Genomic DNA, 17,701 nt, shown 5'->3' with positions numbered 1-17,701 from the left:
GACCGATCATGACTGCAGTAACTCCACTACGGCGCGCAGGAAACGCTGTTCTTGAGCCCGTCCCGGCAGAGCCGGCTCGCGCGGGAGTGGCTCCCATCCGCCCTGAGCCAACCCGGCCCCGGGAAACCGGGCCAACACAAACCGGCCCGGTGCCAGCCCGGCTGGCGCTTGCACCCGCCCCTGACGACGAGGCGAGAGAAATCTGCGCCATCACCAGGGCCACAGTCCAGGCCGCCATTGAAGTCCTCGCAGGAACACGGCCCATCCACCAGCTGGCACGGCGGCTGGACCAGCGCTGCCTCACCGTCCTCCAGCACCGGGCGGCCCTCACCCGGCGGGTGGCTGCCCGGTCTCCCCGGAAAATGGGGCTGCTCCACCGCAACGCGTCAGTCCGCTCGGTCCGCGCGTGCGGGGTGACGCCTGACGTTTACGAAGCCAGCGCGGTGGTGATTGATGAACTGCGGGTCCGGGCAGTGGCCGTCCGGCTGGAACGCAGCAAGAACATCTGGCGTGTGACAGCCCTGGAGATTGGCTGACTCGAAAACAGGAAGGGACCGGAAGCCTGAGCTCCGGTCCCTTCCTGTCTTTATCCGCAGGCTAGCGCTTTTTCTTCTTGCCGTCGCGCCGGTCCTGCACTGCGGCCTTGGCCGGGTTGCCCGAACGGCCCGCCGCCGAGCCTTCGACACGAGTCTCGGCTCCGCCAGTCTCGGTGGGCGCCGTGTACTGCAGCTGGGCAGGCTTCTCCGGAGCCTCCAGGCCGGCGGCGCGGATCTGCGGCTCGTGGTGTTCGGTGTGGCCACCGGCGGCATCGGCAACTACAACGTCCTCGGCCGGGGTGACTTCCACTTCGAGGTTGAAGAGGAAGCCGACGCTCTCCTCCCGGATGGCTTCCATCATGGACTGGAACATCGTGAATCCTTCACGCTGGTATTCCACCAGCGGGTCACGCTGGGCCATGGCGCGCAGGCCGATGCCTTCCTTCAGGTAGTCCATCTCGTAAAGGTGCTCCTGCCACTTCCGCCCGACGACGGAGAGCACAACACGCCGCTCGAGTTCCCGCATGCTCTCGGAACCGATGGCTTCCTCGCGTGCCTGATACACCAGCTTGGCGTCAGACATGATTTCTTCCTTCAGGAACTCCACGGTGATGCGTGACTTGCCGCCGGCCTCGTCGATGACATCGTGCGGCGTCACGGTAACGGGGTAGAGCGTCTTGAGGTTGGTCCAGAGCTGGTCAAAGTCCCAGTCGTCACCGTTGCCCTCGGCCGTCGCTTCGTCGATCAGTGCGTTGATGGTGTCCTCCAGGAAGAACTGCACCTTTTCGTGCAGGTCGTCGCCTTCGAGGATCCGGCGGCGGTCGCCGTAGATGGCTTCGCGCTGGCGGTTAAGGACGTCGTCGTACTTCAGGACGTTTTTGCGCTGCTCGGCGTTCCTGCCTTCGACCTGCCCCTGGGCCGAGGCAATGGCACGCGAGACCAGCTTGGATTCCAGGGCCACGTCGTCGGGTACGGAGCTGTTCATCAGCCGCTCCGCTGCGCCGGAGTTGAACAGGCGCATGAGGTCGTCGGTCAGTGACAGGTAGAAACGGGACTCGCCGGGGTCTCCCTGGCGGCCGGAGCGGCCGCGGAGCTGGTTGTCGATGCGGCGGGACTCGTGGCGCTCAGTTCCCAGCACATACAGGCCGCCCAGGCCCAGGACTTCCTCATGCTCGTCCTTGACAGCCTTTTTCGCAGCTTCCAGCGCCCCCGGCCACGCGGCCTCGTACTCGTCCGAGTTTTCTTCAGGGTCGAGTCCGCGCTGTGCCAGTTCGGCGATGGCGGTGAACTCGGCGTTCCCGCCCAGCATGATGTCCGTACCGCGGCCGGCCATGTTGGTGGCTACCGTCACCGCGCCCTTGCGTCCGGCCTGGGCCACGATGGCTGCTTCACGGGCGTGGTTCTTGGCGTTGAGAACCTCGTGCCTGATGCCCTCCTTCGCCAGCTGGCGCGAGAGGTACTCGCTCTTTTCGACGCTGGTGGTGCCCACCAGGACGGGCTGGCCGTCCTCGTGGCGTTCGGCGATGTCCTTAACCACGGCCTCGAACTTCACGACCTCGTTCTTGTACACGAGGTCGGACTGGTCGAGCCGCTGCATGTCGCGGTTCGTGGGGATGGCCACCACGCCGAGCTTGTACGTGCTCATGAATTCGGCGGCTTCGGTTTCGGCCGTGCCCGTCATGCCGGAGAGCTTGTCGTACATGCGGAAGTAGTTCTGCAGCGTGACCGTGGCGAGGGTCTGGTTTTCAGCCTTGATCTTGACGCCCTCTTTGGCTTCGATCGCCTGGTGCATGCCTTCGTTGTAGCGGCGGCCGGCCAGAATACGGCCAGTGTGCTCGTCAACGATGAGGACCTCGCCGTCGAGGATGACATAGTCCTTGTCCCGTTTGAACAGTTCCTTGGCCTTGATGGCGTTGTTGAGGAAGCCGATCAGGGGGGTGTTGGCGGATTCGTAGAGGTTCTGGATGCCGAGGTAGTCCTCAACCTTTTCGATTCCGCCTTCGAGTACGCCGACGGTGCGCTTCTTCTCGTCGACTTCGTAGTCCTTCTCCGGCTGCAGCCGCAGGACAACCTTGGCGAACTCGCTGTACCAGCGGTTGGTGTCACCCTGGGCGGGGCCGGAAATGATCAGCGGCGTACGGGCCTCGTCGATGAGGATCGAGTCGACTTCATCGACGATCGCAAAGTTGTGGCCGCGCTGCACCAGCTCGGACTTGTCCCAGGCCATGTTGTCGCGGAGGTAGTCGAAGCCGAATTCGTTGTTGGTGCCGTAGGTGATGTCGGCAGAGTACTGCTCGCGGCGGACAGACGGGTCCTGGTTGGCGAGGATGCAGCCACTGGTGAGCCCGAGGAAGCGGTAAACGCGGCCCATGAGCTCAGACTGGTATTCGGCCAGGTAGTCGTTCACGGTGACAACGTGCACGCCATTGCCCGTAAGGGCGTTGAGGTAGGCCGGAGCAGTGGCCACCAGAGTCTTGCCTTCACCGGTCTTCATTTCGGCAATGTTGCCCAGGTGCAGGGCAGCGCCACCCATGAGCTGGACGTCGAAGTGCCGCATGCCAAGCGTGCGGGAGGACGCCTCACGCACGGCGGCGAAGGCTTCCGGCAGGAGGTCGTCGAGCTTCTCGCCATCCTGGTGGCGCGCCCGGAGCCGGTCTGTTTCTTCACGAAGTTCCGCATCCGTGAAAGTTTGGAACGATTCTTCAAGGGCATTAATGGAATCAGCATAGTTCCGCAGTTGCCTCAGGAGCTTTTTGTCACCTGTGCGGAGAATTTTTTCGATTAGTGATGCCACGTGAAGTTGCTCCCAGTCTCATGCTGCCGAATTCTGGCGTGATTTAGTCTACGGGAGAGACGCATGGCACGTTGCCCTGTTCCCTCACAGCGGATAGCCGGTGATGGCCGCGGCGACCGCGGGAGCAAGGTCGCCCACAGGCGAGACGGCAACGCCCTCCAGTCCCAGCCAATCCGCCATCAGTTGCAGCTCGGCAGCAAGTTCGACGGCGGTGTCCGCCGGGGCGTCCGGCTCACCGAAGCACGCCCTGGCAAGCAACACGCCGGCGGCCCGGTCTGCCTTAAGGTCCACCCGCGCCACGATGCGGTCGCGGAGCAGGAACGGAAGCACGTAGTAGCCGAAGCGGCGTTTGTCCACGGGCGTGTAGATCTCGATCCGGTAATGAAATCCGAAGAGCTCCTCGAGCCTGCGCCGTTCAAACACCAGCGAATCGAACGGGCTGAGCAGAGCGCGGCCAACGGCCTGGCGCGGGAGCCGTGCCTGGGCGTGGCGGTACACCCTTCGGTCCCAGCCGGAAACTGTCACAGGCTCCAGGCGCCCGGCTTCCACGAGCCGCTGAACCGAGGCCGTTGCTGCCTTGATTGGCGTCCTGAAGTAATCCGCGAAACACCGCACGCTCCCGATGCCGTGCGCCTGCGCGGCCGCGTCGATGAGCCGGTCCATGGCGTCCGAAGGATCCGGTACCGCTGCGAGGTCATGGCCGGGCAATACCTGGCGGGTCAGGGCATACTGGCGTTCGAACTGGTCCGTCCTTGACGCAGATGAGACGACCCCCTCTTCAAACAGGTGCTCGAGAACGCGTTTGACGGCGTTCCAGTTCCAGCCCCAGTTCACGTGATTGCGGTCTTCAACGTGCCCGAGCCTGGCCGTGAGTTGGGCAGCCGTCATAGGTTTTCCGTCGGCGAGCGCCTCCAGGACACGGCCGGTCACACCCGAACGCAGCCCGGGGTCCATCCCTGCCGCGCCCACCCACTTGCGGTTCTGCCAGACCACCAGGTCCAGGAAGTGTTCCGGGCGGATGTAGCTGGCTTCGTGGGCCCAGTACTCCACCATGCGCCGCGGGTGCCTGCCTGCCATTTGGTGGAGGATGGACCGGTCGTAGTCGCCGAGCCGGGAGAAGAACGGCAGGAAATGGCTCCGGGCCAGTACGTTCACGGAATCGATCTGGACGAGCTGAATCCGGGCAAAGGTCCGGCCCACCGCCCGTGAGGTCACGGGGCCGGCGGGCCGTCCTTTGTCCAGTCCCTGGGCTGCCAGTGCGATCCGCCGGGCCTGCGAGAGGCTCAGCGATGCACCCATGTCAGCCCTTTCGTTGCCTGGGCTCCATCTTATGCAGTTGCGGCCGCATCGTCCGAGCGGTACGCGAGGATTTTCTCCTCATGCGTGTTCTCGCCGGGTTCGCAGTAGTGGTCCAGAGTGATAACTCCATAGGTCCAGCCGCGGCGACGGTATACAACAGATGGTGCGTTCGTGGCCTTGTCCACGAAAAGGTAAAAATCGTGACCGATAAGTTCCATATTGTCCACGGCGTCGTCAAGGGTAAGTGACGCGGCCGGGAATACTTTGCGCCGGATCAGTACCGGCGAGTCGCCGGCAGGGATGTCGTTGTCGACGTCGTACGGCGATTTCTCAGCCGGTTCCGGAGCGGCCTGGGTGTTATTGCTCGCTTCGACGTAGATCGGCTGGTTGGAGCTCGCGGGCTCCAGTGTTGCAGTTGCCTCGCGGACGGCCTTGGGCGTGTGCCGCCCGTGGTGGACCTTCTTGCGGTCCTTGGCCCTGCGCAGCCGCTCAAGCAGCTTGTTGTAGGCGAGGTCGAACGCGGCGAACTTATCTGCGGCGCTTGCTTCGGCACGGATCACGGGGCCTCGGCCCAGGACTGTCACTTCAACCGTGAGCTGGTCACCGGTCTGCCGCGCATTTGTTTCCTTTGAAACCTTCGCGTCGACCCGCTGGACCTTGTCCCCAAGCGATTCGATCTTCGAGATCTTCTCGCCGGCGTATTCGCGGAATCGGTCCGAGACCGTCAGATTTCGTCCGCTGATCATGAACTCCATGGTGCCCTCCAAATGACTTCGGTGACACGACGGCGGCGCTTCCTGGGGACGATCTGATTGACAGTCGAGCCCCTTTCCGAGCCGCTATCGAAAGGTACAACTGATCTTGGTACCCATATCCGACGTTAGTTCATAGCAACCAGTTATTCATCCTTTCGCAGTTTATTTTTTTCTATGTCTCAGGTAAGCCCCAGGCAGTCCCCAGGATGCCGTGACTGCGCCGGGGCGGCCGCCGCATCCGGCGCACGGGTGGCGGCAAGGACCACAGCACCGCGAACAATTCCGCCGGCTTCGTGGACGGCCCGGGCGGCTTCCGCCAGGGTGGCACCGGTGGTCAGGACGTCGTCGACGATGACGCACTGCCTCCCCCGCAGCGAGCTTCCGCGGGCTCCCCGCGTGGTGCGCATGGAACCCCGGACCCTACGGGACCTGTCTCCTCTGCCGAGTCCCTTCTGGCCTCCTGACAGGCCTATGCCTGCGCCGCGCTTCCCGCACTTGCGCAGCGCATCGGTGCAGTCCACCTTACGGTCGTTGAAACTCCGCCCGACGCCGGCCAACAGCAGGTGAACGGGGCTGAACCCGCGTTTCCGGTATGCACTGCCGCTGGTCGGGACCGGAACGAGGACTACGCCCTCCGTTCCCGGATATGCTGCCGCAAGTGCGTTGGCGAGGACCTTCGACAGCACACGCCGCAACTGCCCCTGGCCATGGCGCTTGAAGGCCAGGATGGATTGTGAGAGCTCCTCGCGGTAGATGCCCGCCGCCACCACAGGCAGGATCACCGACCCGTCGGTGTCCATGAGCGCGGGCGCCCCGGTCTCCGCCCGGAAAGGATGCCGGGTGAGCATCCGGAGCCTTCGCTCGCAGCCGGCACACAGCGCAAGATCCTCCTTGCCGCAGCAGACGCATTCCACGGGCAGCGCGAGGGCCACGATGTCGGCTACGGCCCCCGCCAGCAGGTCCCAGGCCCGCAGAAGGTGCTGCCCGTGCACCCCGCGGTGGCGGGCGTGCCACAGGGGCTGGACCAGGAGATCCGGATCCGCCGAAGTGCTCTGCCTGCCTTCCGTCCTATGGCTCCCCACGGTTCAAGGGTGCGGCGACGGAGCCGGCCCGCAAAAGGGCGGGCAGACTCCATGTGGAAAAACACGAGCCTGGAAACGCCCCACGCAGGAAGAACGGGGTAACGGTCAGCCGGGAAAGGACGGGTCGGTGGGTCCCCTCAGCTGCGCCGACCAACCATTACCAAGCCTCTGGAAGATGCCGTCCCTGGACTGCGCGTAGATCTCCTCGGGACCGTTGCCTGCGCTGAGGGCGACCAACCCCGGCCACGGTGCAAGCTTCTGCGGCTGGGAAGAGGTGAGGGACAGAAGTTCCGGAGTCACGTTCGCCGTGCCGTCACCCCGCATGACCACTGCTGTGGTGTCGTTCACCCATACTCCCTGGTCCGGGTTGCCGCTGGCCTGCAGCGTGATGGGCGTCGTCAATTCCTTTGGAGTGCCGTCAGCACCGCGGATGATCCCGGTCACCTGCACCCGCGTTGTGCCGTTCTGTTCGGAGATAACCAGTGCCCGGACACCTTCGCGGGACACCCGGAAGTCCTTAACCGTGCGGCCGGCGAGCCAGGACGGCGTCAGCGTTACGGATGGCACCGCCGCGCCCTGGGCAATTCCCGTGGGACGGAAGGCGGTCAGCTCCGTGATGCCCTGCGCCCCCGGCCCCGCTGTCCACAGCCAGTCGTGCAGGCTGAACGACGGGTGCGTCAGGGTGCTGCGGGTGGTCAGGGCGCGCGCCGGCTGGCCGGGCACCATCGAATAAAGGGTGCTGCGGCCGCCGTTCAGGAACGCCACCGTCTGCGAGACGGGCGACTCGGCCGGCGAGCGTGGTTTCAGGGCCGCCACCGGCTGCATGTCGGGCAACGGTGACACCCTGTTGTTCTCGTACCGCACTAGCTCGTTGTTGCTGACTGCGATCTGGCGCGCGGGCACATTCCTGTTCTGGACCGGCGGCAGCACGGAGCCGTTGTCTTCCACCCGGACGAGGTCCTGGTTGGCCCGCAGCTCCACGTTGATGACGTCCGGCTGGCTGCGGAACGTGAGGGCCAGCTGTGTCTGCATCCTGAGCCTGTCCTCGGTGGAGGCGTCTGTCAGTTCCTTGGCCGAAAGGTCCACCTGGGCCGCGCCCGAGACGACGGGCACCGACTCCCTGGCAAGCTTCATGCCGGACGGGAACGCGCTGACGACGGCGCCCTTCAGATACGGGGCGGGTCCGCCGAGCAGGGCGCTCGTCATGGATTTCACTGTCTTCTTTTTAATGAACCAGCGGACATCCGGGACGGCATACGTGAAGCTGGGGTCGTAGAAGTAGATGGGGTAGGCGCCGTAGATGACCTTGAAGGTCTCCTCGGGAATGGCGGTGCCGTCGGGGATCTTGGAGATGCGCCATTCGCCGTCGACCTGCACCAGCGTCACGGGGATGTTTTCCTTGGTTCCCTCCGGCATCTGGGTGGCCACGCCGTCGGAATCCACTGAGTACGCGACGTCCAGTTCATAGTTGTAGACGCCCTCGACGCCGGTCTTCACCACGCGCTCGGAGCGGAACACCAGCGTCCGCTGGTCCGGCTTCCAGGCCACCGAGGAGGCCTGCGTCAGGTACTGCCGCGCCACGGCGTAGTCGTCCTCGTACCCGCTGCCGGCCAGGTAGAAGTCCTCGATGACTGCTTCAGGACTGGACCCGGTGCGCGGAGCGACGGGAAAGAACACCGGCGCATTAGGATTTCCGGCGCTTTCATCCGTGCTCTTTCCAACGGGGCCGGACCGCGGGATCTGGGCGCACGAGGCCAGGAACAGCAATAAGACGGCCAGCAGCCCCGCGGCCAGTCCGCGGGCCGCCGGGCGCACCCGGCTCACGAACGCTCCCCCGTACGCGCTGCCTCCGGTGTGCCCGGCCGGGCGGCCGCAGCAGGCTCTGCCTCCCTGGCCGGCGCAACACCATCAGCGGATTCGCCGGCGGCCGCGGGGGCCCCGGTTGCGGAGGCCCCATGAGCGGAGGCCCCGGCCGCGGCGTCATGAGGCGCAGCGTCCCCGGTCGCGGAGTCCCTGAACACTGAGTCCGTGGGCGCCGGTGTGGCCCCCGGGCCCAGGACGAGGACGCTGTGGTCGCCGGGGCTGCCAAGTCCCAGGTCTGCCGGCTCAAGGGGCAACGGCGACTTTGTGATGGTTCCGCCCTGTTTGAGCGGAAGCGTGAGTCTGAAACTTGAGCCGACGCCGGTGTTTCCCCAGGCCTGCAGCCAGCCGTTGTGCAGTTTGGTGTCTTCGGTGGCAATGGACAGGCCCAGACCGCTGCCGCCGGTGGTGCGGGCCCGCGCCGGGTCGGCGCGCCAGAACCGGTCGAACACCCGCGCCGCTTCGGCGGGACTCATGCCGATTCCGTGGTCCCTGACGGTGACAGCGACGGCGTCCGCACTCGAGGCGACGGAGATATTGACGGGCCGGCCTTCGCCGTGTTCGAGGGCGTTCAGGATCAGGTTCCGCAGGATCCGGTCGATGCGCCGGGAGTCCATTTCCACCACGACGCTGCCTTCCGGCGCATTCAGCATCATCTTCGAGCAGTACTCTTCGGCGACCGGGGCCGCGCCCTCCATCACATGCGAGATGAGCTGTACGATGTCCGTCGCCTCGGCGTCGAGCATGGCGACGCCGGCGTCGAACCTGGAAATTTCCAGCAGGTCCGCCAGCAATGACTGGAACCTCTCCACCTGGTTGTAGAGCAGTTCGGCCGACCTCTTGTTGATGGGGTCGAAGTCGTTGCGGGCGTCGTACAGCACCTCGGCGGCCATCCGGACGGTGGTCAGCGGGGTGCGGAGCTCGTGGGACACGTCGGAAACGAACCGCTGCTGCATCTGGGACAACGTGGCCAGCTGCGTGATCTGTTCCTGCAGGCTCGCGGCCATGTGGTTGAATGACGCCCCGAGGCGGGCCACCTCGTCCTCGCCCTTGACTACCATGCGCTCCTGCAGCTGGCCCGCCGCCAGCTTTTCCGACACCACGGCGGCATGGCTCACAGGGCTCACCACGTTGCGGGTGACGTACCAGGCGATGGCGCCAATCATAAGGATCAGTGCAGCGCCGCCGGCCCAGAGGACGTTCTGGATTTCGTTCAGGGTCTGCTGCGCGGTGTTGAGGTCGTAGATCAGGTAGAGCTCATAGACAGTGCCGTTGAACGTCACCTTGTTGCCGACGGCGATGCCTGGCCGGTCCTCGGTCCCCACCGGGAACTCCGTGGAAGCCCAGAACTGTTCCTTGCCGGAATCCTGGACTGCCTTCCGGAGGTCCGGAGGGATGACGCTGATGGTCAGTTGGTCCGATGCGCGCGACTCCACCCACCGGTTGCGGGGCTTGGTCTGCTCCGGCATCGCCTCAAAGACGTAACGGCGCTGGATCACCGAGCCCTTTCCCTCCACCGCGTTCAGGGTGTCGTAGACCAGGGTGATCACACTGGACTGGTCGGTGACCTGGGCGCCGTCGAACGTGTCCTGGACCTGCTTGACGTTGTAGCGGGTCTCGGACTCCGCCTGCGTCAGCCGTTCCTGGAACAGGTTGTTGGCAATCTGGTTGGACAGGTAGGCGCCAACGATCGCGAACGAACTGATGGATAGCAGCAGGGTGGTCAGGACGGTGCGGAACTGCAGCGACCGGCGCCACCGGCGCTGCAGGGAATGCAGCAGATACCGGATGCCGGGAAAAATACGGTCGACGCCGGTGCGCACCAGGCGGGCGACCCGCAGCACGACGATCAGGGCGCGGCGCCGCCAGATCCGGGCCTGCGAAGGCAGCCCCGCGAGCCCGGCGCCAAAGGCGTCGGTGTGCTCCGGGGTCGGACGGGGACCGGCTTTGCGCGAACCGTCCCGGGCATGCTCCGCCGTGGGAGCGCTTCCGCGGGTTTCGGAACCGGAACCCACGGGCGTCTCAGGGGGATTCTGGCCCTGGGGTTCAGGACCCTGCTTTGTAGCCGACACCACGAACCGTCATCACAACTTCCGGGGCTTCCGGATCACGTTCAATTTTGGACCGCAGTCGCTGGACATGGACATTGACCAGCCGGGTGTCAGCCGCGTGGCGGTAACCCCAGACCTGCTCCAGGAGCAGCTCACGGGTGAAAACCTGCCAGGGCTTGCGCGCCAGGGCCACCAGGAGATCGAACTCGAGCGGGGTCAGCGAAATCCGCTCGTCGCCGCGGCTCACGAGGTGGCCGGCAACATCAATCGTGATGTCCGCGATACGCAGCGTCTCTGGCGCCTTCTGGTCACCGGGGCGCAGGCGCGCCCGTACCCGGGCAACGAGTTCCGCCGGTTTGAAGGGCTTGGGCACGTAATCGTCGGCACCCGATTCCAGTCCCCTGACCACGTCGGAGGTGTCCGACTTGGCCGTCAGCATGACGATCGGAACGTCCGACTCGGAGCGGATCTGCCGGCACACCTCGATGCCGTCCGTTCCCGGCAGCATCAGGTCAAGGAGCACGAGATCCGGCTTTGACGAGCGAAACACGTCCAGGGCCTGTCCGCCGTCCGCGCAGAAGACGGGCTCAAAGCCGTCGTTGCGCAGGACGATGCCGATCATTTCTGCGAGCGCCTCGTCATCATCAACCACCAGAATGCGTGCCTTCATAGTTATATATTCCCTTATTGCTCTTGCTTTGTCTTATTGATGGAGTTTTCGGCGGGGCGCGTGCCGGGCGCCGCCCGGCCCGGAAGCTAGGATGCCCGACGGCGGAACTATAGTCTGGAGGTGCCCGGCCGTTGGCCGGTACGCACCTTGGGGAGGAACAGGTTGTCAGAGCAGGATCCGCAGCACCCGCCGTCCGGACAAAGGCCGCCTGAACACCGCCCGCCGGAAGACCCCGCTTACGGGCAACTGCCCCCAGACCAACTGCCCACAGACCAACTGCCTCCGCACCGGCTGCCTGCGCAGCCCGCCGGCCAGCCCCCAGCGCCGTGGGCTTCACCGCAGCAGCAGCCCTGGGGCTCACGCCCGCAGTGGGGAAGCCAGCAGTGGGGAAGCCAGCAGCCCGGACCTTACCAGTCCGGCGCCCACCAGCCGTACGGGCCGCCGCAGCAGTGGGGCGGAGCGACGAATCCCACTGGCCAGAATCCGACAGGGCCTTATCCCACAGCGCCGAGCCCCGCCGTCCCCTATCCCATGTATGCGGCCCCGCCGAAACCAGGAGTTGTGCCGCTGCGGCCGCTGATGTTCGGCGAAATCATGGACGGCGCCTTCCAGACGATCCGGCGGAATCCCAAAGCGATGCTCGGGGCAGGCCTGCTGGCGCAGGCGCTGGGCGCTGTGCTCGCCGGCGTTGTCCCGCTGTTCGCCCCAGCGTCAGATGCTTCCGCGGAGGCCTGGCTGGCGAACCTCAGCACCTCCGAGATGACCGGTCTCTTCGCGGGTGTGGCGGGCGGCTTCATACTTTTCGGCCTGGTGTCCGTGTTCATCTCCGTGGTGATGCAGGGGGCCATGGTGGTCCCCGTGGCCAGGTCCATCCTTAACCGGCCAACCGGGTTCCGGCAGATGTGGCTGCTGGCGCGCGGCAGGGCCTGGACGCTGGTCCGTCTGGCCGGAATCGGGGTGGCAGCCGTGCTGCTGGCGATGGCGCTCATCGTCGTGGCCACCGCGCTGCTGGCCAATGCGATGGGCACAGGGTCGTTGGTCATCGTCCTTCCGCTGTTTCTGGCCTTTATTGCAGCCATGATCTGGGTGTCGGTCAAGCTGACAGTCGCGCCAGCGGTCATCGTCGTCGAGGACGTCGGGGCGCTGGACGGTATCCGGCGCTCCTGGGCCGTCACCCGGGGAAGCTGGTGGCGCGTCCTGGGCATTGTCCTCGTCGTTTCGCTGCTCGTGGGCATCATCGGGCAGATCGTCCTCATCCCGGTCACCCTGCTCTCCGGGCTGCTCACGACCGTCACCGGCCCCCAGGACCCGGCCAGCCAGGCGGCCACCCTGCAGGTGGTGGTCGGTGTGGCCACGGCGGTCGTGTCCGCCGCCGTCGGCGCGGTGGCGTTCGCCTTCCAGACATCGGTCATGGCCTTGCTCTACCTGGATTTGCGGATGCGCAACGACGGCCTGGATATCGCGCTGCTCCGGCTGCTGGAATCCAGGACCGACGACGGCGGCATCCCGGGCCGGGGCGTTCCCGTCTACAGCTCGGGCCGGAACACCCCGGGACCCCACCAGCCGTGGCCCTACCAACAGGGGCCTCACCAAACCGGGCCTTACGGAAATTCAGCAGGCTGGCCGCCGCCCCCGGGCCCGCCCACGATGCCGGGATGAGCGCCGCCGGCCTCCTCACAGCCCTGCAGCACTCGACGCTGCTGCTGCAGCGAACCCTCGAACCGCCGGTGCAGCCCGACCGGGAGGAAGCGCGCCGCTGGGCGATGGAGGAGCTCTCCAAACGCGAGTACCGGGAGGCGGCACCCGGCTGGCTGGAAACCCTCTGGCAACAGTTCCTCGACTGGCTGCAGTCCGTGACTGATGGCCAGTCCCCGGCCGATGGACCTCCGGTGGCGCCCTTCATCGGCCTGGGCATCGCCATCCTGGTAGGCGTGGCCATCATCCTGGCCCGGCCCCGGCTGAATGCCCGCCGCCGCGCACCCAAGGAAATTTTCGACGCCGAAGTAACCGCCACGGCAGCCGACTACCGGGAGCGCGCAAAAGCCGCAGCCGCCCGCGGCGACTGGGCGGCCGCCGTCGTCGAACAGTTCCGCGCGCTGGTAAGTTCTGCCGAGGACCGGGCCGTCCTGGACCCCCAGCCCGGCCGGACAGCCGACGAGGCTGCCGGACAGCTCACGCGCGCGTTTCCGGCGGCCAGCGACAGACTCGACGCCGCTGCCCGCATGTTCGACGCCGTCCGCTACGGCAGCGGGAGCGCCGCGGCAGCCGACTACGCCGCGATGGTTGAGCTGGACTCGACTCTGGAAAGGCTCACGCCCTCCTACGCAGCGGCCGCCCCCGGCGGACTGGCGGTGCCCAGATGATGCCTCTCCCCCGCACCGGAGCCGCCGCCGCGGATACCCCGTCCGACGGCGGCAGGCCAGCAGACGGTGTTCTTGTCGCGGCCCCGCGCAGGAGAACCGGCTTGTTCCGCAGGCACCGGGCGGGAGTGCTCTTCGGCGTTGCCATGGCCGTTGCCCTTGCGGTGATCCTCATACTCCAGTCGACGCAACGGGCCGACAGCCAGGAGCTGTCCATCCACAATCCCGGTCCGCAGGGCGCCAGGGCAGCAGCCCAAATCCTTGGTGCGCACGGCGTCACAGTCAACCAGACGGCGTCGTTCGAGGAAACGGTGTCAGCGGCGCGTGCGGCCGGTGGCAGCGGGTCCGGCTCAACGGTCCTGGTCTACGACCAGCGCGGATTCCTGGCTCCCGAAAGGCTCCGCCGGCTGCTCGCGGAGACGGACCGGCTGGTGGTCGTGTCGCCGCGCCTAGCCACGCTGACGGGACTCGGCGGCAGCATCCGGCAGGCCGGCGTGGTCCCCGGCACTGAGCAGACCCTGCAACCCGGCTGCGCTGTCGCCGATGCCCAGGCCGCCGGGGATATCAGTGCGGACGGCGGCTTCCTCTACACCGGCGGCACCGTCTGCTACGGCGCCGGCGGCAACGGGCGGGGCATTTACGCCACGGCCGAGAACGGAAAGCTCGTGGTGCTCGGCAGCACGGCCGTGATCAGCAACCAGTTCCTGGCAGCCAACGGCAACGCCGCACTCACCCTGCGAACCCTGGGCAGCCAGGGACACCTCGTCTGGTACCTGCCGGGTCCCGGTGACCTCGGAGTCAACCCCGCGCCGAAGACCCTGGCCGAACTTGCACCTGCGTGGTCAGCATTTGTGGCCCCGTGGCTCATTGTGGTGGCCCTGGTTGCCATACTGTGGCGCGGACGCCGCCTGGGCCCGCTGGTCTTCGAACCCCTGCCTGTGGTGGTGAAGTCCGCGGAAACGGCCGAGGGCCGGGCCCGCCTGTACCACGAGGCCCACGACGTTGCCCGGGCGGCAGACACGCTCCGGGCAGGCACGGTCGTCCGGCTTGCCTCGGCCCTCCGGGTTGGCACCGCCGCCGGGCTTACCGACGTGGCCTGCTCTGCCGTGGCCGCCGCCGCTGCCCGGCACCTGGACCGCAACGCCGCAGAAATACAGCAGATCCTGCAGCACCGTCCCGCAACCGAGGCCCAGCTGGTCCGCTGGGCCCAGGACCTTGTCCGACTAGAGAAAGAGGTAAAGGCCAGATGAGCCAGCAGCCAAACGGCCACCAACACGGAACCTACGGCGAGGCGCCGGTGGGCACCATGGCCGCTCCGCACGCGCCGGATCCTGCCCGGCAGGCGCTCCTGGACGTCCGGCATGAGGTGTCCAAGGCAGTTGTGGGCCAGGATTCCACGGTCACCGGCCTGCTGATCGCCCTCCTGTCACGCGGACATGTGCTGCTGGAAGGCGTGCCGGGCGTGGCCAAGACGCTGCTGGTCCGCGCCCTGTCCGCTGCCCTGAGCCTGGACACCAAACGCGTTCAGTTCACCCCGGACCTCATGCCCGGCGACGTCACGGGATCACTGGTGTACGACGCCGCCAATTCGGAGTTCAGCTTCCGCGAAGGTCCCGTCTTCACCAACATGCTCCTGGCGGACGAAATCAACAGGACGCCACCCAAGACCCAGGCCTCACTGCTGGAAGCCATGGAGGAACGCCAGGTGTCCGTGGACGGCGTGTCGCGCCGGCTGCCCGTGCCGTTCATTGTGGCGGCCACGCAGAACCCCGTGGAGTACGAGGGCACCTACCCGCTGCCCGAGGCCCAGCTGGACCGCTTCCTCCTCAAGCTGACCATGCCCCTGCCGGACCGCGCCGCCGAAATCGAGGTAGTCCGCAGGCATGCCGCCGGCTTCGATCCCCGCGATCTCGCCGCGGCCGGCATCCGCCCGGTGGCGGGCGCCGACGAACTTGAACGGGCGCGGCGGGCAGTGGCCGCCGTCGAAGTGTCGCCCGAGGTGCTGGGCTACATCGTGGACGTGGTCCGGGCCACGCGTGCCGCCCCGTCCTTCCAGCTTGGGGTCTCGCCGCGCGGTGCAACCGCGCTGCTGAACACCTCACGGGCCTGGGCCTGGCTGTCCGGCCGGAACTTTGTCACCCCGGATGACGTCAAGGCGCTGGCCCACCCGTGCCTGCGGCACCGTGTGGCGCTCCGGCCCGAAGCCCTTATGGATGGCGTCCAGGTGGACGACGTGCTGGGCAGCATCCTGGCCTCCGTCCCCGTCCCCCGCTGATCCGGTGGCGATTTCCGGGCGGCTGGTACTCCTGGCGGCGGCCGGGCTGGTGCCGGTGCTGCTCTTTCCCGGCTGGCTGACCGTGCTTGCCGTGCTCCTGGTCCTCGGCGCCCTGGTCCTGCTGGACTTGCTGCTGGCCGCCGCGCTGCAGCAGGTCTCGGTGGAAAGGTCAGCGCCCGCCAACGTTACGCTTAGAGGCACGGCAGACTCTGTGCTGACGGTGCATAACAGCGGCACGCGCAGGCTCAGGGCCGTGGTCCGTGATGCCTGGCAGCCTTCCGCCGGCGCGGAAAATCCGGTCCGGGCGGCAGAGGTTCCGGCCGGTGAAAGGCGACGCCTGAGCGTGAGGCTCCGGCCCGTGCGCAGGGGTGACCTCAAGGCGCCCCACGTCACCGTCCGGTCCTTCGGGCCGCTCCGGCTGGCCGCCCGCCAGAAAACTGTGCATGCACCCGGATCGCTGCGGGTGCTGCCGCCCTTCAATTCCCGGCGGCACCTGCCGTCAAAGCTCCGCCGGTTGCGGGAACTCGACGGCAAGGCGGCAGTGCAGATCCGCGGTGCCGGAACCGAGTTCGATTCACTGCGCGACTATGTGCGCGGCGATGACGTTCGCTCCATCGACTGGCGCGCGACGGCGAGACGGTCCGCCGTCGTCGTCCGCACCTGGCGGCCGGAGCGCGACCGCCGGGTGGTGATCATGCTGGACACCTCCCGGACCGCCGCTGCGCGCGTGCACGACGAACCCCGGCTGGACACCGGCATCGAGGCTGCACTGCTGCTGGGGGTCCTGGCCGAACGCGGCGGTGACCGCGTCGACTTCTTCGCCTTCGACCGCAGGATGCGTTCCCGGGCGGCCACGACGGCGGGCGGCAACCTGTTGGGCCAGCTGGTACAGGCTATGGCGCCGCTGCAGGCCGAACTCATCGAGCTGGACTGGGCACAGGTGCCCGCCCAGGTCCGCGCGGTTTCGGCGCACCGTTCCCTCGTGGTCCTGCTGACCTCGCTGGACAGCGGCGCCCCGGAGGAAGGACTCATTCCGATGGCGGCGCGCCTCGCCCAGCAGCACGTCGTGGTGGTGGCGTCGGTCCGCGACCCACTTCTTGGCGAGATGCTCCAGGAAAGAACGACGGCGGCCCAGGTGTTCCGTGCCGCAGCCGCGGAACGCGCCCTGCTCGAGCGGGAAGCCGTGAGTGTCCAGCTGCGCCAGCTCGGCGTCGAAGTGGTGGACGCCGAGCCACACCAGCTGCCGCCGGCGTTGGCCGACGCCTATATCCGGCTCAAGGCGGCCGGGCGGCTGTGATGGCTAACCCGATCTACCGCCAGGCCCTGGGGGCCGGCTTCGACCGACTGCAGCCAGAACTGCAGGAGTACTTTTCACTTACCCCGGGCTCCGGAACCTATGGCGTCGGCGAGGGTGTTTTCGAGGTGGTGGGCTGCAGGCAACGGTGGCTGCGGCCCATACTGAGGCTGACCGCCGGCGAGCAGGCCTTCTTTCCTGAGTACGGCGAGGGTGTCCGCTTCCGGATCGAAAACCATGCGCACCTGGATCCGTTCGGCCGCTCCAGCCTGACGGCGCGGCGCGAGATTTTCTTCCCGGGCAGGACCAGGATTTTCCAGGACACCACGAGTGTGGAAGCGGGCGGCGCCGGTGCCCAGGCCCGTCTGGTGGACTATGTGGGCCGGTACCGCCGGCTGGTCACTGACCTGAACCTGATGGTGACGGCCGAGGGCCGGCTGCGGGGAGTCTCCGAGGTATCCCGGCTGTTCCTCGGCCCGGTCCGGCTGCCGCTGCCGGCGGCCCTTGACGCAAAGGCCTACGCGGAGCAGTGGTGGGACCCGGCCGCGGGAGAAACCGGGCGTCACAGGATCCAGGTGAAGGTGATCCAGCCGCAGCTCGGCCTCGTCCTGGTTTATGCAGGCCACTTCGACTACCGGCTGGAGCCCTATCCGTCCGGAAGATCTTCGGCGGGCTTCCTTCCGGCGTATGCCAGGCCGGACCGCTGGGAGCGGCGAAGCTAAGAA

14 protein-coding genes are annotated in these 17,701 nt (G+C 66.8%); 7 read left to right on the top strand and 7 right to left on the bottom strand.

The features are described from left to right. Window positions 1–8: 8 nt before the first annotated feature. Complete coding sequence (locus ACFRAU_RS12995) at window positions 9–536, top strand: Rv3235 family protein (RefSeq protein ID WP_378000211.1); 528 nt, start codon at window positions 9–11, stop codon at window positions 534–536. A 61-nt stretch (window positions 537–597) separates the two neighbouring features. Here the strand turns inward: ACFRAU_RS12995 and secA are convergent, their stop codons facing one another. The 7 genes from secA to mtrA all read right to left on the bottom strand — a co-directional run bounded on the left by secA (window position 598) and on the right by mtrA (window position 11,047). Beyond that, complete coding sequence (gene secA, locus ACFRAU_RS12990; protein ID WP_378000210.1) at window positions 598–3,330, bottom strand: preprotein translocase subunit SecA; 2,733 nt, start codon at window positions 3,328–3,330, stop codon at window positions 598–600. Window positions 3,331–3,414: 84 nt separating this feature from the next. Beyond that, window positions 3,415–4,629: a winged helix-turn-helix domain-containing protein gene (locus ACFRAU_RS12985; RefSeq protein WP_378000209.1), complete on the bottom strand. Its 1,215-nt coding sequence runs from the start codon at window positions 4,627–4,629 to the stop codon at window positions 3,415–3,417. A gap of 29 nt (window positions 4,630–4,658) precedes the next feature. Next, window positions 4,659–5,384: a ribosome hibernation-promoting factor, HPF/YfiA family gene (hpf, locus tag ACFRAU_RS12980; protein ID WP_102971985.1), complete on the bottom strand. Its 726-nt coding sequence runs from the start codon at window positions 5,382–5,384 to the stop codon at window positions 4,659–4,661. Window positions 5,385–5,563: 179 nt separating this feature from the next. Beyond that, window positions 5,564–6,466, bottom strand: coding sequence for a ComF family protein (locus ACFRAU_RS12975; protein ID WP_377996805.1), 903 nt, complete (start codon window positions 6,464–6,466; stop codon window positions 5,564–5,566). Between the two features lie 105 nt (window positions 6,467–6,571). Further along, the gene (locus ACFRAU_RS12970) at window positions 6,572–8,281 is read right to left on the bottom strand and encodes an LpqB family beta-propeller domain-containing protein (protein WP_377996811.1); all 1,710 of its coding nucleotides are present in this window, start codon (window positions 8,279–8,281) and stop codon (window positions 6,572–6,574) included. A gap of 5 nt (window positions 8,282–8,286) precedes the next feature. After that, on the bottom strand, window positions 8,287–10,215 hold the full coding sequence (gene mtrB / locus ACFRAU_RS12965; RefSeq protein WP_378000242.1) for an MtrAB system histidine kinase MtrB: 1,929 nt from the start codon (window positions 10,213–10,215) through the stop codon (window positions 8,287–8,289). A 157-nt stretch (window positions 10,216–10,372) separates the two neighbouring features. Further along, on the bottom strand, window positions 10,373–11,047 hold the full coding sequence (gene mtrA, locus ACFRAU_RS12960) for an MtrAB system response regulator MtrA (RefSeq protein WP_003804986.1): 675 nt from the start codon (window positions 11,045–11,047) through the stop codon (window positions 10,373–10,375). A 561-nt stretch (window positions 11,048–11,608) separates the two neighbouring features. Between mtrA and ACFRAU_RS12955 the strand changes: the two genes are divergently transcribed. The 6 genes from ACFRAU_RS12955 (at window position 11,609) to ACFRAU_RS12930 (ending at window position 17,698) form a co-directional block, all read left to right on the top strand. Continuing rightward, window positions 11,609–12,706: a hypothetical protein gene (locus tag ACFRAU_RS12955; protein WP_378000208.1), complete on the top strand. Its 1,098-nt coding sequence runs from the start codon at window positions 11,609–11,611 to the stop codon at window positions 12,704–12,706. Beyond that, window positions 12,703–13,410, top strand: coding sequence for a DUF4129 domain-containing protein (locus ACFRAU_RS12950; protein ID WP_377996803.1), 708 nt, complete (start codon window positions 12,703–12,705; stop codon window positions 13,408–13,410). The genes ACFRAU_RS12955 and ACFRAU_RS12950 overlap by 4 nt, the downstream gene beginning before the upstream one ends. 101 nt (window positions 13,411–13,511) lie before the next feature. After that, window positions 13,512–14,657, top strand: a complete 1,146-nt coding sequence (locus ACFRAU_RS12945; RefSeq protein WP_378000207.1) for a DUF4350 domain-containing protein — start codon at window positions 13,512–13,514, stop codon at window positions 14,655–14,657. 56 nt (window positions 14,658–14,713) lie between these two features. Further along, on the top strand, window positions 14,714–15,682 hold the full coding sequence (locus tag ACFRAU_RS12940; protein WP_377996809.1) for an AAA family ATPase: 969 nt from the start codon (window positions 14,714–14,716) through the stop codon (window positions 15,680–15,682). Between the two features lie 4 nt (window positions 15,683–15,686). Beyond that, window positions 15,687–16,979 (top strand): DUF58 domain-containing protein, encoded by a 1,293-nt coding sequence (locus tag ACFRAU_RS12935; RefSeq protein WP_377996801.1) that lies wholly within the window; start codon window positions 15,687–15,689, stop codon window positions 16,977–16,979. Further along, on the top strand, window positions 16,979–17,698 hold the full coding sequence (locus tag ACFRAU_RS12930; protein WP_377996800.1) for a DUF4166 domain-containing protein: 720 nt from the start codon (window positions 16,979–16,981) through the stop codon (window positions 17,696–17,698). The genes ACFRAU_RS12935 and ACFRAU_RS12930 overlap by 1 nt, the downstream gene beginning before the upstream one ends. Window positions 17,699–17,701: the final 3 nt, after the last annotated feature.

Origin of the sequence: Arthrobacter sp. NPDC056691 (assembly GCF_042791415.1) — a bacterium.
Taxonomy (GTDB): Bacteria; Actinomycetota; Actinomycetes; order Actinomycetales; family Micrococcaceae; genus Arthrobacter.
Note: the sequence above shows the minus strand (reverse complement) of the source record. Positions and strands in the feature narration are given on the sequence as shown.